Annotated in this window: 15 protein-coding genes; 2 read left to right on the top strand and 13 right to left on the bottom strand. The window is 74.1% G+C overall.

The window, feature by feature from the left end:
* Positions 1-13: 13 nt before the first annotated feature.
* From ACQPX6_RS21285 to ACQPX6_RS21240, 10 genes are all read right to left on the bottom strand, one after another.
* Positions 14-1,018 carry a zinc-binding alcohol dehydrogenase family protein gene (locus tag ACQPX6_RS21285; RefSeq protein ID WP_433782414.1) on the bottom strand — a complete coding sequence of 335 codons (1,005 nt, stop codon included), beginning with the start codon at positions 1,016-1,018 and terminating at the stop codon, positions 14-16.
* A gap of 90 nt (positions 1,019-1,108) precedes the next feature.
* On the bottom strand, positions 1,109-2,095 hold the full coding sequence (locus ACQPX6_RS21280) for an isopenicillin N synthase family dioxygenase (protein WP_433782413.1): 987 nt from the start codon (positions 2,093-2,095) through the stop codon (positions 1,109-1,111).
* A complete protein-coding gene (locus tag ACQPX6_RS21275) occupies positions 2,092-3,000 on the bottom strand; it encodes a TauD/TfdA dioxygenase family protein (RefSeq protein ID WP_433782412.1) in 909 nt (302 codons plus the stop codon). The genes ACQPX6_RS21280 and ACQPX6_RS21275 overlap by 4 nt, the downstream gene beginning before the upstream one ends.
* A 111-nt stretch (positions 3,001-3,111) precedes the next feature.
* Entirely contained in the window at positions 3,112-3,222 is a 111-nt protein-coding gene (locus ACQPX6_RS21270) for a putative leader peptide (protein ID WP_433782411.1), read from the bottom strand.
* 169 nt (positions 3,223-3,391) lie between these two features.
* Positions 3,392-3,865, bottom strand: coding sequence for an OsmC family protein (locus ACQPX6_RS21265; protein WP_433782410.1), 474 nt, complete (start codon positions 3,863-3,865; stop codon positions 3,392-3,394).
* A gap of 232 nt (positions 3,866-4,097) precedes the next feature.
* Entirely contained in the window at positions 4,098-5,300 is a 1,203-nt protein-coding gene (locus ACQPX6_RS21260; protein ID WP_433782409.1) for a trans-sulfuration enzyme family protein, read from the bottom strand.
* Positions 5,297-6,682: an NtaA/DmoA family FMN-dependent monooxygenase gene (locus tag ACQPX6_RS21255; RefSeq protein ID WP_433782408.1), complete on the bottom strand. Its 1,386-nt coding sequence runs from the start codon at positions 6,680-6,682 to the stop codon at positions 5,297-5,299. Before ACQPX6_RS21255 ends, ACQPX6_RS21260 begins: the two co-directional genes overlap by 4 nt.
* 8 nt (positions 6,683-6,690) lie before the next feature.
* On the bottom strand, positions 6,691-7,842 hold the full coding sequence (locus tag ACQPX6_RS21250; RefSeq protein ID WP_433782407.1) for an LLM class flavin-dependent oxidoreductase: 1,152 nt from the start codon (positions 7,840-7,842) through the stop codon (positions 6,691-6,693).
* A 13-nt stretch (positions 7,843-7,855) separates the two neighbouring features.
* Complete coding sequence (locus ACQPX6_RS21245) at positions 7,856-8,563, bottom strand: GNAT family N-acetyltransferase (RefSeq protein WP_433782406.1); 708 nt, start codon at positions 8,561-8,563, stop codon at positions 7,856-7,858.
* A 37-nt stretch (positions 8,564-8,600) separates the two neighbouring features.
* A complete protein-coding gene (locus tag ACQPX6_RS21240) occupies positions 8,601-8,915 on the bottom strand; it encodes a hypothetical protein (protein WP_433782405.1) in 315 nt (104 codons plus the stop codon).
* A gap of 150 nt (positions 8,916-9,065) precedes the next feature.
* On the opposite strand from ACQPX6_RS21240, the gene ACQPX6_RS21235 reads away from it, so the two are divergent.
* Positions 9,066-9,404, top strand: coding sequence for a cupin domain-containing protein (locus ACQPX6_RS21235; RefSeq protein ID WP_433782404.1), 339 nt, complete (start codon positions 9,066-9,068; stop codon positions 9,402-9,404).
* Positions 9,405-9,408: 4 nt separating this feature from the next.
* On the opposite strand, the gene ACQPX6_RS21230 is transcribed toward ACQPX6_RS21235, so the two are convergent.
* Genes ACQPX6_RS21230 through ACQPX6_RS21220 form a run of 3 tightly spaced genes read right to left on the bottom strand, consistent with a single transcriptional unit; the run spans position 9,409 to position 13,234 of the window.
* Entirely contained in the window at positions 9,409-10,554 is a 1,146-nt protein-coding gene (locus ACQPX6_RS21230) for an acyl-CoA dehydrogenase family protein (protein WP_433782403.1), read from the bottom strand.
* Entirely contained in the window at positions 10,551-11,930 is a 1,380-nt protein-coding gene (locus ACQPX6_RS21225; RefSeq protein ID WP_433782402.1) for an LLM class flavin-dependent oxidoreductase, read from the bottom strand. The genes ACQPX6_RS21230 and ACQPX6_RS21225 overlap by 4 nt, the downstream gene beginning before the upstream one ends.
* Before the next feature lie 8 nt (positions 11,931-11,938).
* On the bottom strand, positions 11,939-13,234 hold the full coding sequence (locus ACQPX6_RS21220; RefSeq protein ID WP_433782401.1) for an MFS transporter: 1,296 nt from the start codon (positions 13,232-13,234) through the stop codon (positions 11,939-11,941).
* A gap of 380 nt (positions 13,235-13,614) precedes the next feature.
* On the opposite strand from ACQPX6_RS21220, the gene ACQPX6_RS21215 reads away from it, so the two are divergent.
* Positions 13,615-14,103, top strand: coding sequence for a beta-class carbonic anhydrase (locus tag ACQPX6_RS21215; protein ID WP_433782400.1), 489 nt, complete (start codon positions 13,615-13,617; stop codon positions 14,101-14,103).
* Positions 14,104-14,110 lie beyond the last annotated feature (7 nt).

Raw genomic sequence — 14,110 nt, 5'->3', positions numbered from 1 at the left:
AGCACTCACACCCTCACCGCCGCGGACGCCACCGCAGCGGGCGGGGGAGGCCGACGAGCTTGCCCGTCGCCCGGTCGGCCTCCATGACGGCGTGGGCGTCGCGGATCCGCTCGAGCGGGAAGACCTCGCCGACCGGGACGGTCGCACGCCCCGCCGCGACGTCGTCGAGGAACTCCTGCAGCACCGGTCCGGGCAGGTCGCTCGCGTCCCCGGCGTAGGCGGTGAGCCGCACGCCGCGGGGCAGGTAGTCGATGGGGTAGAAGTCCGGCACCGTCCAGCGGGTGGACAGCATCCCCGCGAAGCAGACGACGCCGTGGCGCCGTGTCGCACGCAGGGTGTCGGGCAGCGTCGGGGTGCCGACGAGCTCGAGGGCGGTGTCGACGCCGCCGCCGAGCACGTCGTGGACGCGGCGCGCGACGTCGCCGTCGTCGAGCAGCACGTGGTCGACCCCGAGCGCGCGGAGCCCGTCGGCCTTGGCCTCGTTGCGGGTGGTCGCGAGGACGATCAGCCCGCGGGCCTTGGCGAGCACCGTCGCCGCCATGCCGACCGACGATGTCCCGCCCCGGATCAGCAGCGACTGGCCCGGCTGCACGTTGAGGCCCTCGGCCAGGGCGCCGTACGCGGTCTGGAGCATCTCCGGGACCGCGCCGAGCGTCGGCCAGTCCAGGTCGCTGGTGAACGCGATGACCTGGACGGCGGGAACACAGGTGTACTCGGCGTAGCCCCCGTCGAACGTGCGGCCCATCCCGCCCATCATCGTCACCACCTGCTGGCCGGCGGCGAACTCCCCTCCCGGGCACACGGCGACGACGCCGGTCGCCTCGATGCCGGGCACGCGGGGGAACGTGACGCCCTCGCCGAGCCCGAGGCGGGTGTGCAGCTCGGAGCGGTTGAGCCCGAAGGCCTTGACCGCGATCAGCACCTGGCCGTGCTGCGGCGTGGGGACGGTCAGGTCCTCGATCTTCAGCGCGGTCACCGGGCCCGGTCCGTGGAGCACGACCGCACGCATCCTCGCCATGGAGGCGATCTTTGCGCTTCGCGCTGGTGCGCGCTTTTCCGTGTCAGGGCACGGACAAGCGCGCACATCGAGACGAGCACGCCGATAGGGTCAGCGCCAATGCCGCTTGGCCACGGCCGGGTGCGAGCGCAGCCAGCCGATGAGCGCGTTCTCGCCGTAGGCCGCGAGCAGGGTGTTGTCGGGGTCCTGCGCCGGGTCCCACGCGCCGGTCTCGGCGGCCAGCTCCGGCGGCAGGTCGATGGGCTCGACGACGGCGTCGAGGCGCGGGCCGAGGAAGAACGGCACCGAGTACCGGTCGACGCCCGGGCCCGGGCTCACGACGCGGTGGCGGGTGGCCGTGAGGTACCCGCGGGTCGCGACCTCGAGCATCTCGCCGATGTTGACGACGTAGCCGTCGGGCACGGGCGCGGCGTCGAGCCAGTCGTCGGTGCCGGGCTCCTGGACCTGCAGCCCGCCGACGTCGTCCTGGTGCAGCAGGGCGAGGAACCCGTAGTCCTTGTGCGCCCCCACGCCCTGCCCGTCCGCCGCCGCCTCGCGGCCCGGGTAGTGCACGACCTTGAGGTGCAGGTGGGACTCCTCGTCGAACCAGCGGTCGAAGTGGCCCTCGGGCTGGCCCAGCGCCACCGCCAGCGCCCGCAGGATCTCGCGGCTGACGCGCAGCGCCTCGTCCTGCCAGGCCAGCACGGCCTCGCGCAGCTCCGGCTGGGCCGGCGGCCACTGGTTGGGCCCGACGAGACCCCAGTACCGCTCGGGGCCGTCGACGGGCGCGCGTTCCGGACCGACGTCGATCTGCTCGCGCCGGTCGGGCGCGCCGGCCGTGCGCTCGGTGCCGACCCGGCTGTAGCCCCGGAAGTGCGGCGACGCGGTGTTCTCGATCGCGAGGCGGTCCGCCAGCGGCAGCGCGAAGAACCGACGGACCTCCGCGTCGAGCCGTTCGGTGAACTCGCGCGGGATGCCGTGGCCGACGACGGTGAAGAAGCCGACCTCTCGCGCCGCCCGGCGCAGGTCGTCGAGGAACCCGTCCCGGTCCGCCGAGCGGAAGCGCGCGAGGTCCAGGACGGGCAGCGTCCCCGTCACGAGCCCGCGTAGGCGGCAGCGTCGCCCTCGACCGCGCGGCTGCGCTCGCCGGTGATCGAGACGGGGACGTCGCCGGCCACCGTGACCCGGTGCATCCGGCGCGGCAGGTCGCCGTAGTCGGCGACGGCGTAGTGCTGGGTGGCGCGGTTGTCCCACACCGCGAAGTCGCCCGGCGCCCAGCGCCAGCGCACGATGTTCTCCTGGCGCGTGATGTGGCGCTGGTACAGGGCGAGCAGGTCGCGGCTGTCCTGGCCGTTGACGCCGAGGATGCGCGACACGAACTGCCCGAGCTGCAGCACCCGCTCGCCGGTCTCGGGATGGACGCGCACCACCGGGTGGTGGGTCCGGTACACGGTGGCGGTGAACTCCTGGTGGTAGTCCGCGGTGGCGCCGGTCGGGCCCTCGACGCCGTGGGTCGTGGCGTAGTCGTAGTCGTTCGAGTGCTCGGCCCACAGCCCGTCGGCCAGCGTGCGCAGGCCCGCGGGCAGGTTCGTGTAGGCGCGCGCGGTGTTGGCGAACAGGGTGTCGCCGCCGAACGGCGGGAGCACCACGGCGCGCAGGGTGGTGAAGGCCGGTGGGCGGTCGACGAACGTGACGTCGGTGTGCCAGCTGTTGGCCTTGTTGCCGTGCTCGGAGTCGACGGGCAGCACCGCCGCCTCCGCCTGGCCGCCGGTGATCGTCGGGTGCGCGGTGGTCAGCGCGCCGAGGCGCCGGACGAAGCCGGCGTGCCCGTGGTCGTCGAGGTGGTCCTGGCCCCGCACCACCACGAGCTTGTGCTCGAGGATCGCGGCGCGCAGGGACGCGACCTCGTGGTCGGGCATGTCGGGGCCGAGCCGCAGCCCGGTGACCTCGGCGCCGAGCGAGCCGGCGACGCGGCGGATGTCGGTGGTCGTGGTGATCGACACGGATGTGCTCCTCGCAGCGGGGTGTCCCGGCGCGAGCGCGCGGCATCGCGCTCCGGGTGGCGGAAGGACGTCGCCGGCGGACGTCCGGGGCGACGGGGGAGGGCAGAGGCGTCAGCGTCGACAGAGCGCGCCGGCGAGGCGCAGGAGATCGACGTGCAGGCGGGCGACCAGGTGCACGGTCGTCAGCGGGCGGGCGTCACGGGGGAGCAGGCACCGCCGCACGGACCGCTCACCTCCGTCGCCTCGCACCGTCGCCACCTCAACCTCGCACACGGGGGCGTGCCCTTCAAGACGGCGCCGACGAGCACACACGCGCCGCAGAGGGGGGTGCCCGCGAGGTGTGAGTGCTTGTCCGTGCCCTGGCACGGACAAGCACTCACGAGACCGGAGGTCAAACGGCCGCGGGCAGCTCCGCGCGGCTCCAGTCGTTGACGAACTCCAGGCCCGAACGCCGGAAGAGCTGCGTCACGGGGCAGCGGCGCTCGGTCTCGGAGATCAGCGTCGCGAACTGCTCGTCGCTGGCGTCGGTCTCGACGGTCGCGCGCACCTCGACGCGGTCGAAGTTCGCGTTGCCCTCGGCGCCGCCGACGAGCACCGCGGTGTCGAGGTCGCCCTGGATGTCGAAGCTCCACTTGCCGAGCTGGATGCCCAGGTCCTTGGCGACGAGGGCGGCCGTGACCTGGTTGCACGAGGTCAGCGAGCCGAGGGCGTAGAAGAGCGGGCTGGGGGCGGCGTCGGCGCCGCCGAAGGCGGGGTAGGCGTCGGTGGTGAAGACGTGACCGCCGGCGGTCAGCTCCTGCGCGACGCCGGTGCCCTCGCCGTGCACGGCGAACGGGACGACGGATTCCTTGGGACGAACAGCCATCGGGGGGCCTCTCTGGGCACGGGGGCGTGCACCGGGAGGGCACCGGGCGCGCGACAGCACGCACCGGACGACCCGGGCACGAAGGGGAGAAGTGGTGTGAGCGATCAGCCGCGTCGACACGTGGTCGTCGCGAGCCGGCAAAGGTCGACGTGGAGACGTCGCACGAGGCCGGGGGTCACGACCACCTTCCTACCCGATGGCGCACAACCGGACCAGAGCGGAGCGGGCACGATCACGCACGGACGGTGGCGAGCGCGGCGCCCAGGTCGGCGATCAGGTCGTCCGGGTCCTCGAGACCCACCGAGAACCGCAGGTGCCCGTAGCGGCGGAACTCCTCGGGCCAGTACGCGGCCCGCGCGCCGGACGACCCGACGTGCACGATCAGGCTCTCGTCGTGCCCGAGCGAGACCGCCGAGGTGACGACGCGCAGGTCGGCGACGAAGCGGTTCTGCAGGTCGGCGTCGCCGTCGAGGGCGAACGCCATCATCCAGCCGTGGCCGCGCCCGCCGAACAGTCGACCCGCGAGCTCGTGCTGCGGGTGCCCGGGCAGCCCGGGGTGGGCGACGTAGGCGACGCCCGGCTGAGCGGCGAGGAACTCGGCCACCCGTTGCGCCGACGCGAGGTGCTGGCGCAGGCGCAGCGGCAGGGTGATCGCCCCGCGCGCGATGAGCCACGCGTTGAACGGCGAGATCACGCCGCCGACATCGACCATCGCCTCGGCGCGGATCGCGTCGACGTGCTCGCGCGCGCCCACCACGACCCCGCCCATCGCGTCCCCGTGCCCGTTGATCACCTTGGTCAGCGAGTGCACGACGAGGTCGGCGCCGTCGGCGAGCGGGCGGTAGAGCGGGGGCGGGGTGAACGTGGAGTCGACCGAGAGCAGGGCCCCGCCGGCGTGCGCGATCTCCGCGACCGCGGCGACGTCGCACACCCGCGTCGTCGGGTTGGCGATCACCTCGGTGTGCACGAGGCGCGTCGTCGGCCGCATCGCCGCGCGCACGGCCTCGGGGTCGCTCGTGTCGACGAACGTGGCCTCGACGCCGTAGCGCGCGGGAAGGATGTCCGCGAACAGCCGGTACGTCGCCTCGTAGGTGACGTCGGAGATCACTGCGTGGTCGCCGGTGCGCAGGAACGTGAAGAACACCGCGTGCAGCGCCGCCACCCCGGTGGCGAGCACGACGGCGTCCTCGCCCTGCTCGAGGTGGGCGAGCTTCTCCTGCAGCGCGCGCTGGTTGACGCCGGTGTTGCGGGTGTAGAGCGGCACGTCGAACCCCGACCACGACAGCTCCGAGGGGTCCTCGGGCAGCGCGTAGGAGTTCGCCATCACCAGCGGCGTGCGGATCGCCCCGCTGCCCGCGTCGACGGCGTTGCCCGCGTGCACCGCCTGCGTCGCGACACCGAGCGTCTCGGGGTGCTCCTTGTCCGGGCGGGTCACGCCTCGACGCTCACCGCGGCGACGGTGGTGGGCGACGGCGCCAGGCCGAGGTGCTCGCGCAGGGTCGTGCCCTCGTACTCGGTGCGGAACGAGCCCTTCTCCTGCAGCAGCGGCACCACCTGGTCGGCGAACACGTCCAGCCCGCCGGGCGTGACGTGCGGGACCAGCACGAAGCCGTCGGAGGCGTCGGACTGCACGAACTCGTCGATCGTGTCCGCGACGCGCTGCGGGGTGCCGACGAACGTGTGCCGCCCGTTCTTGCGGATGACGACCTCGCGCAGCGACAGGCCCTCGCGCTCGCCGAGCTCGCGCCACTCGTTCGCCACCGCCACCGGGTCCTTGAACATGCGCACGCTCGCGCGGCCCTTGGAGATGTGGGCACCGGAGTCGACGTCGTCGGAGGTCTTCGGGTCGAACGAGGGCACCGGGCCGTCGGGGTCGACGTCGGAGAGGTCGCGGTTCCACACCTGCTCGGCGAACGCGATCGCCGTGTGCGGCCCGACCTGCTGGTACTGCACCTGTCGCGCGTTCTCCGCGGCGTCGGACTCGGTGTCCCCGAGGACGAACGTCGCCGCCGGCAGGATCTTGAGGTCCTCGTGGCGCCGGCCGAACCTCGCCAGCCGCGCCTTGACGTCGGCGTAGAACTGCTGCCCGGCCTCCAGCTCGGCGTGGCGGGTGAAGATCGCGTCCGCGCTGGAGGCGGCGAACTCGCGGCCCTCCTCCGAGTCGCCAGCCTGGATGATCACCGGGCGGCCCTGCGGGCTGCGCGGCACCGGGAAGCGCCCGGAGATGGCGAACTGGTCGGAGCGGATGTCGAAGTGTCCGGCGTCCCCGTGGCGCAGGAACCGCCCGGCCTCGGCGTCGGCGATCACCTCGTCGGGCGCCCACGCGTCCCACAGCGCCTGGGCGGTCGCGAGCATCTCCTGGGCGCGCAGGTAGCGCTTGTCCTTGGGCAGGTAGCCGCCGCGGCGGAAGTTCTCGCCGGTGAACTCGTCCCAGCTCGTCACCACGTTCCAGGCGGCGCGCCCGGCGGAGAGGTGGTCGAGCGTGGCGAGCTTGCGGGCGACGTCGAGGGGCTCGTTGAACGTGGAGTTCACGGTGCCGGCCAGGCCGATCCGGTCGGTGACAGCCGCGAGGGCCTGCAGGATCGCGACGTTGTCGGGGCGGCCCATCACGTCGAGGTCGTAGATTCGGCCGCCCTGCTCGCGCAGGCGCAGGCCCTCGGCGAGGAAGAGGAAGTCGAACTTGGCGCGCTCCGCGGTCTGCGCGAAGTGCCGGAAGGACTCGAACTCGATGTGGCTGCCCGAGGCCGGGTCGCTCCAGACCGTCGTGTTGTTGACGCCGGGGAAGTGCGCGGCGAGGTGGATCTGCTTCGTGGGCATGTCGCTCCTCAGGCCGTGGCGTAGCGGTCGGCGGGCCGTGCGAGGCCGAAGTGGCCGCGCAGGGTGTCGGCGTCGTAGGCGGTGCGGAACAGGCCGCGACGCTGCAGCTCGGGCACGAGCTCGCGCGTGATGCGGGGCAGGTCGTGCGCGGTGACGGCGGGGCGCAGGCGCGCCCCGGCGAGCCCGGCGTCGTGCCACGATGCGAGCACGTCGGCGACGTCCGCGGCGGTGCCGGTGAGGATGCGCGCGTCGCTGCGCAGCTCGGCGCCGTCGGTCTCGTCGAGGCGGCGCAGGCGCTCGCGGGCGGCGTCGGCGCTGTCGTCGAGCACGACGAGCAGGTCGCCGAGCACGTGCAGGGGGTCGCCGGTACGCCCGACCGCGGCCTCCTCGGCGCGGACCTGCGCGAGGATCGCCTCGGCGTCGCCGGTGGGGCCGTCGCGCCCGACACCGCCGGGGGTGACGAACACGAGGTCGGCGCCCCGGGCCGCCAGGCGGTAGGCGACGTCGACGTGCGCGAGTGCGGTGACCAGCGGCTGGCCCTGCGGCGGGCGCGGGGTGATCGACGGGCCGCGCACCGAGAAGTGCGCGCCCTCGAAGTCGATGTAGTGCAGCTTCTCGCGGTCGACGAAGCGGCCGGTCGCGGCGTCGCGGATCTCGGCGTCGTCCTCCCACGAGTCCCACAGGCGGCGCTGGACCTCGATGTGGTCGGCGGCCTCGTCGAAGAGGCTCTCGCGGCTCTCCGCGTCGGCGTCGCGGCGCCCGAACAGCGCGTACTCGTCCGCGCGCGACGACACCTTGACGCGCACGCCGGCCCGGCCGGTGGTGACGTAGTCGAGGGTGGCGATCTCGGTGGAGACGTGGAAGGGCTCGGTGTGGGTGGCGACCACCGTCGGCACCAGGCCGATGCGGCTCGTCACCGGCCCCACGCGCAGGGCCACGAGCTGCGCGTCGAGGCGCCCCTGCACCCGGTCGACGCGGTCGGTGTCGATGGCGAAGGAGTCCTCGAGGGTGACGAGGTCGAGCAGGCCCGCCTCGGCCTCGCGGACCTGGTCGACCCAGAAGCCCGCCGTGAACAGCTCGTCGGCGCGGGCACCGGGCTCGCGCCACGAGGCGGGGTGCCAGCCGGTGCCGTCGAGGGCGACCGCGAGGTGCAGGGTCATGATCCTCCTGTCGTCAGGCCGAGGCCCGGGCGGGGACGTCGCTCGGGACCGTCAGGGCCACGAAGTCGGGTCGGGCGCGCAGCCGGAAGCCGAGCTGCTCGTAGAGCCGGATCGCGGGCGCGTTGTCGGCGGCGGCGTGCAGGAACGGCACCTCGCCGCGCGCCCGGATGCCCGCGGCCACGGCGAGGACGAGCCGCGTGGCGAGCCCCCGGCCGCGGTGGGCCGCGTCGGTGCACACCGCGCTGATCTCCGTGTACCCCGGCGGGTGCAGCCGCTCACCGGCCATGGCCAAGAGCCGCCCGTCGGTGACCACCCCGAGGTAGGTGCCCATCTCGATCGTGCGCGGACCGAACGGGCCGGGACGGGTGCGGGCGACGAGGTCGCGCATCGCGGGGACGTCCTCGGGCCCGAGGCGCACGAGGTCGTCGTCGGCGCGGACCGCGACCTCGTCGCCGACCATCTGCACGCCGGGCAGGGACATGCCGATCGCGAAGCCTGCCGGGGGGTCGAGCGGCGCGAAGGCGGGGACCACCGCGTGCCCGTCGCCGATCAGGGCGGCGACGTCGTCCCACTCCTGCGGGTCGTGCGGGGCGGCGAGGAAGGGCGAGACGTCGGGCTCGTAGCGCAGGGCCTCGCCGTGGCGCTCCGCGAGGTGCGCGTGCGGGCCGAGCAGGGCGGCCCGGACCGGGTCGTCGAGCGGTCCCGTCGCTGCGCGTGCCACCTGGGGCACAACCCCGCCGTCCCCGACCCCATTCCGCTCAGGGGCGCCGCTCGTCGAGCCAGCGGTTGTGGGTCTCCCACGCCGCCTGCTTGCTCGAGCCGAGCGCGCGGCCGATGTCGGTCCACGACGCGCCGGCGCGCCGGGCGCTGCGCACCCCGAGCTGGCGCCCGTAGCCGGCCTTGCGCGCGATCAGCTCGCCGAGCGCCAGCATCTCCAGCGCCTCCTCGCCGGTGAGGGCCGTCGCGCCGCCGGGGTCGTCGTCGGACGCCAGCGAGTCCTGCGTCCGCAGCTCGTCGAACCGCGCGACGGCGGTGCGCAGGGTGTGCTCGCGCTCGAGCAGGTCGGGGCTCATGCCGCCACCGTTCCGTCAAGTGCGCTTGACGTCAAGCTGTCCTGACGCAGCGTCCTCGGTGGGTGCGGTGTGCAGGACGTTCGGCGGTGTCCCCGGGAGAGCCCGAGCGGCGACCATGGTCGTCCACCCCCGGCACGGACGAGGACGACCATGCTGAAACTCTCCCTCGACGCCATGGCCCGCCAGCAACTGGCCGCCGCGCGCGGCAGCTCGGCGGGACGCGCCGCCCACACCGTGGTGGGCGGGCACGCGAACGTCATGCGGCAGACGGTGATCGCGCTGACCGGTGGCCGGGAGCTCGGCGAGCACGAGAACCCCGGCGAGGCCACGCTCGTCGTGCTGCACGGGCGCGTGCGTCTGGTGTCGGACAAGGACAGCTGGGACGGCCGCCGGGGCGACCTGCTCGTCGTCCCCGACGCCCGGCACCGCCTCGAGGCCGTCGAGGACGCGGTCGTCCTGCTCACGGTGGCCAAGCTGGCTCAGAAGTAGCCGTTCACCGGAAGCGGGTCGCCGGTGACGAGGTGCCGCCCCACCGCCGCGGCCTTGTACGACGCCGGGTTGTGCAGGGTGATCGTGCGCAGGTTGCGCCAGTGCCGGTCGAGGTTGCGGGCGCGGCTGGACGCGGACGCCCCGCCGACGTCGAAGAGCGCGGTCGCGGCGTCGAGCGACGCCCGGTCCAGGTGCACCTGACCGCGCAGTGGGCCAGGGCGGCGGCGTGGCGCGCGTCCTCGGTGGGCTCGCCGCGCGCGGCCGCGTCCATGGCGGCCTGCACCGCGTCGGCGGCGGTGAGCACCGCCGACTCGGCGACCCACGCCGTCGCCGCCAGCCGGCCGACGACCTCGTGCAGGATCGGGTCGTCGACGGCCTGCGGGGTGGGCGCGTGCTCGAAGGTGCGGCTGCGCGAGCGCACCACGCCGGTCGCGTCGGAGACCACCGAGCGCAGGACGCCCGCGACCAGCGCGTGCAGGTAGAGCTGCAGGAACGCCACATCCCCCGCGGGCCGCGGCTCGAGGCGCGGCCGCACGGTGAGCACGTCCTCGGGGGCGACGGCGACGTCCTCGAAGGTGGTCGTCCCGGTGCCGGTGCGGCCCTGCCCGATGCCGTCCCAGTCGTCGACGACGGACACGCCCGCGCGGTCGGCGGGCACCATCACCGTGGCCACCCGGTCCCCCTCGACGCGGGCGGCCACCGCGATCCAGTCCGCGTAGAGCGTGCCGGTCGAGTAGTACTTCGTGCCGTTCAGCACGCGGCGCCCGTCGACCTCGTCGAGGCGCGTGTCGAACTCGTGGCCGCCGGCCGCGGCCGGGCCGGTCTCGGAGATCGCGTTGCCGAACACCTTCCCGGCGCGCACCTCGTCGAGCCAGCGCCTGCGCACGTCGGGGTCGGGCAGGCGCAGGAACCCGAGCACCTGGCTGTAGTGGGTGCGCAGGACGTGGGCGACGATCGGGTCGGCCTCGGCGAGGTCGACGACGAACGCGAACAGCTCGCGCACCCCCGCGCCCCGCCCGCCCTCGTCGACGGGCAGCGACAGCGCGCCGAGGCCGGCCTCCGCCACGGCCGCGACCTGCGCGAACGGGCTCTCGTCGCGGCGCTCCCGATCGGCCGCGCCCTCGGCGATCCACGCCAGCAGGTCGGTCACGACGCTCCCGGGGTGCGCCCGGCCGCCGGGTGCCCGGCCGCGGCACGGGGCCCGGCGCCGCCGAGGACCTCGCGCAGCGTCCCGCGCGGCGGCTCCGCCGGCATCCGCCCGCGGCGGCGCAGCTCGGGGACGACGAGTTCGGCGACCTGCTCGAACGTGCCGGGCGAGACCGCGTAGGCGAGGTTGAAGCCGTCGGCGCCGGTCTCGTCGATCCAGCGCTCCATCTCGTCGGCGACCTCGGTCGGCGAGCCCACCGCGACCGGCCCGCGCCCGCCGACCGCGAGGTGGGCGGCGATCTCGTCGATCGTCCACTCCCGGTCCGGGTCGTCGACCGTGAACGACGCGAGCGCCGTCTGCCCGGCGTCGGTGTGCACGTGGCGCAGCGGCTCGTCGGGCGGGACGTCGGCGAGGTCGAGCCCGGTCCACCCGCCGAACAGGGCCATCGCGCCCTCGCGGGAGGCGACGGCGAGGTAGGACGCGAAGAGCTCGTGGGCCTCCTCCGACGTCGGCGCCACCACGGGGGCGAGCTGGATGAAGATCGTCACGGACTCGGGATCGCGCCCGGCCTCGGCGACCGCGGCCCGGATGCCGGCCACCGACTTCGCCACGACCGCGGTGGAGGGACCCGAGACGAACACCGCCTCGGCGTGGCGCCCGGCGAACGCCTGCCCACGCGACGACGCGCCCGCCTGGAAGATCACCGGCGTGCGCTGCGGGGAGGGCTCGCACAGGAACGGGCCGGGCACGTCGAACCACGTCCCGTGGTGGGCGATGTCGTGCACCTTCGCCGGGTCGGTGTAGACGCCGCGCTCGGTGTCGCGGACCACGGCGTCCTCCTCCCACGACTCCTCCCACAGCCGGTAACAGACCTCGAGGTACTCCTCGGCCATCGCGTAGCGCTCGTCGTGGGCCAGCTGCTCGCCGAGCCCGAGGTTCGCCGCCGCGCTGGCCAGGTAGCCGGTGACCACGTTCCAGGCCACCCGACCCTTGGTCAGGTGGTCGAGCGTGGTCAGCCGCCGGGCCAGGGCGTAGGGGTGCTCGTAGCTCACCGACACGGTGACCCCGAACCCCAGCCGCGAGGTCGCCGCGGCCAGGGCGGGCACGAGCAACATCGGGTCGCCCAGGGGCACCTGCGCCCCGGCGCGCACGGCGGCGTCGCGCGAGCCGCCGTACACGTCGTAGACCCCGAGGACGTCGGCGAGGAACAGGGCGTCGAACCCCGCGTCCTCGAGCGTGCGGGCCAGGCCGATCCAGTGGTCGAGGTCCGTGTAGCGGTGGCTCTCGTCGTCGGGGTGGCGCCAGAGCCCGGCCGACTGGTGACCGGCACAGTTCATGGCGAAGGCGTTGAGGTGGATACGGCGCTTGTCTGGCGGCACGGCGCGGACTATCCCAGCTCGTCGAAGGCGGTCTCGCGCGCGAACACCGCGGCGAGGATCGTCAGCACCGAGACCCCGGCGAAGATCACCACGACGAGCCAGAACGACCCGGTGGCGCCGACGACCGCCGCGGCCACCAGCGGGGCGAAGCCGCCGGCGATCACCGAGCCGATGCCGTAGCCCAGCGACGCGCCGCTGTAGCGCAGCCGCGTCGAGAACAGCTCGGCGAACCACGCCGCCTGCGGCCCGTACATCGCGTCGTGGGTGACGTTCACGGCCAGCACGACGGCCAGCACGACGAGCAGCGTCGAGCCCGTGCCGACGGCGAGGAAGAACAGCAGCAGGGTCAGCGTGCCGCCGACCGCCCCGAACAGGTACGGGATCCGGCGCCCGACGCGGTCGGAGAGGATCGCCCAGAGCGGGGTGGTGGCGAGCCCGAGCGAGGAGGAGACCACGACCGCGAGCAGCCCGGCGCTCGATCCGGGGCCGATCTCCTTCGCGATGTAGGTCAGCCCGTAGGTGGTGATGAGGACGAACAGGGCGATCTGCGAGAGCCGCAGCCCGGTGGTGAGCAGGACCTGGCGCGGCGCGGCCCGGAACACCTCGACGACGGGCAGCCGCGCGACCTCGCCCCGCTCGCGCAGCGCGACGAACTCGGGGGCGTCGGTGATCCGCAGCCGGATGACGAGCCCGACGATCACGAGCAGGGCGCTGGCGAGGAACGGCAGGCGCCACCAGAAGTCGAGGAACGCCTGGTCGCCGACGGTCGTGCGCACGAGGAAGAACAGGCCGGTGGCCAGCAGCATCCCGGCCGGCGAGCCGAGCTGGGTGAAGCTGCCGAAGAACCCGCGACGCCCGGGCGGGGCGTGCTCGACGGCCAGGATCGCCGCGCCCGCCCACTCGCCGCCGACCGCGAGGCCCTGGAGGATCCGCAGGACGACGAGCAGCACGGGCGCCGCGACGCCGATGCTGGCGTACGAGGGCAGGACGCCGATGAGCGTCGTCGCCCCGCCCATGAGCACGAGCGCGCCGACGAGCACGGTGCGGCGTCCGAGGCGGTCGCCGAGGTGCCCGGCGATGACGGCGCCGATCGGGCGGGCGCCGAACCCGGCGGCGTAGGTGGCGAACGCCGCGAGCGTGCCGGCCGTCGGGCTGATCGAGGGGAAGAACAGCTTGTTGAACACCAGCGCGGTGGCGGTGGCGTAGAGGTAGAAGTCGTACCACTCGATGGTCGTGCCGATGGCGCTGGCGAGCGCGACGCGGCGCGGGGTGCGCGCGGGCGCGACGGTCTGGAGGGTGGACACACGGGCTCCCGGAGCAGGGGGGGGACGGGGACGGGCGGCGTGTGTCAGCGACAGGTGGCGTGCGCGAGGCGCATGAGGTCGACGTGGCGACGCCGCGTCAGGAGCGCCCCGGTGTCCACCGCGTGATCGTGGGGTGCGGCGCCCACCGCCCGCAACCGGGGTGTGACCGTCGTTGCGGCCGGACGGATGCCTGCGGTGAGATGGGTGCATGAGTCCCCGCGCCCTCGAGCCGTTCTGGCCGAGCCGGCGCGTGCTGGAGTTCGATCAGTGGTGTCGACGGGCCGCGTGAGCGTCCCGGGTCCTCGCACGTCCTGACCCGCTCGCGTGGCCGGCCTGCCCGCCGCCCGCACATCACCGAAACCCAGCCCTGGAGTCCCCGCGTGTCCGTCACCGACGAGTACCTGAAGAACAACGAGAGCTACGTCGCGAACTTCCCCGGTGAGCTGCCCCTGCCGCCGGCCGGCAAGACCGCCGTCGTGGCGTGCATGGACGCCCGCGTGAACCCCTACGGCGCGCTCGGGCTCGCCGAGGGCGACTCGCACGTCATCCGCAACGCCGGCGGCGTCGTCACCGACGACACGATCCGCTCGCTCGCGATCAGCCAGCACCTCCTCGGCACCGAGGAGATCGTGCTCATCCACCACACCGACTGCGGCATGGTGACGTTCACCGACGAGCAGTTCGCCGGCATCCTCGAGGAGGCCGCGGGCGAGCGCCCGTCGTGGACGGCCAACGCGTTCCCCGACGTCGAGGGCGACGTGCGCGAGTCGATCAAGCGCATCACCGACAGCCCGTTCGTGAAGAACAAGGGCTCGGTGCGCGGCTTCGTCCTCGACGTCGCGACCGGGAAGCTCAACGAGGTGAGCTAGCGCTCAT

Origin of the sequence: Actinomycetospora sp. CA-101289 (assembly GCF_050955895.1) — a bacterium.
Classification (GTDB): domain Bacteria; phylum Actinomycetota; class Actinomycetes; order Mycobacteriales; family Pseudonocardiaceae; genus Actinomycetospora.
Note: the sequence above shows the minus strand (reverse complement) of the source record. Positions and strands in the feature narration are given on the sequence as shown.